This is a genomic window from Wolbachia endosymbiont of Glossina morsitans morsitans, from assembly GCF_000689175.1.
Taxonomy (GTDB): Bacteria; Pseudomonadota; Alphaproteobacteria; order Rickettsiales; family Anaplasmataceae; genus Wolbachia; species Wolbachia pipientis.
The window spans coordinates 1-1,121 of sequence record NZ_AWUH01000184.1; the positions used below are offsets into that span (position 1 = coordinate 1).

Annotated in this window: 2 protein-coding genes; both read right to left on the reverse strand. The window is 32.8% G+C overall.

Annotation, left to right across the window (positions count from 1 at the left end; all coding sequences use genetic code 11):
- Positions 1–744, reverse strand: a 744-nt coding sequence (locus WGMM_RS04745) for an SWIM zinc finger family protein (protein WP_240991944.1), incomplete at its 3' end; no start/stop codon positions are given.
- A 49-nt stretch (positions 745–793) separates the two neighbouring features.
- Positions 794–1,121: SWIM zinc finger family protein (locus tag WGMM_RS06940; RefSeq protein ID WP_240991945.1), on the reverse strand; the 328-nt coding region annotated here is incomplete at its 5' end.

Genomic DNA, 1,121 nt, shown 5'->3' on the forward strand with positions numbered 1-1,121 from the left:
CGCCGGAATCCACCTAATTATAATTTCTCCTCTTTTGTTTTGTAATACTTGTGGTATTAGGGCTGACTTTTCCATCAGCATATGTGCAAACTGTGAAATCATATGCATGAAGCGAAGTTCAGGATTAAGCCTGTGAAGTAACGAATTAGGAATGTCGTTTAAAAATCGCGCTATATCTTTCAATACATTTCTACTTAGCATAAATACATTAGTTGTACCATTGCTCACTTGAGTAAGGTAATGCTGATCATCAATGAATAGTTGAAATGTTTGCCAATTCTCAATATTTCCCCATCTTTTAATAAATAGCTCCTCTTCTGATAGTTCCTTCTTAGAAGCTGGATAGTACACTAACTTTCCTGCAGGATACTTTTGCCAGTGCTTATAAGCTATCTGTAAAATATTATGGAAGTTTTTTTCAAAAAAAAGTGGATTATCTGTTAAAATACTACTGATACAATCAAAAAGGTTAGGAATAGTTGATAAATCAATATCATTTAAAATTGCTTGGTTATGTATTCTAATTTTAGAACATGCCTTAAATATATCATCTATCTTTAAAATGTTTTGAGCATTTTCTAATTTTCCATTCCCAAAATCATCGATAAGTGCTGACAAATTACAATTATGAATATTAAAAATCATGAAGGGGTTTTTATCAATTTCTGCAGCAATAAGATAAATTACAGCAGCAATGTGTTTACAAGGCATAGCCCAATCAGGACAGTTGCAATTTGCATTCATCTCTTCCCAATTTGAAGGAAATAATTTAATCCCAAGATCATTAAGCTTATCAAAACAAGCTGGTTGGTAATTGCCTATTTATTAATTTAGATAGTATAGAAGGTGAAGTTTCAATAATTTGACGAATGGTCTGTTGTTCTGATGAGCTTAATTCATTGAGTATAATTTTGACTTTATATGGTTGAGGTTTTGAACCACGATATGGGTAAGATCCTGAGCTATGAACTTTAGCTGTAACTATGTGACCATTAATTTTAATACCAAAAGCTCGACCAGTATTAGCACAAGTTCTGCCACGTGGAAGACGGTTATCATAATCAATTCTATTGAAGCACTGAAGCCATTTCTCTCCCCACCATGTTCTTCCATAGATAGTC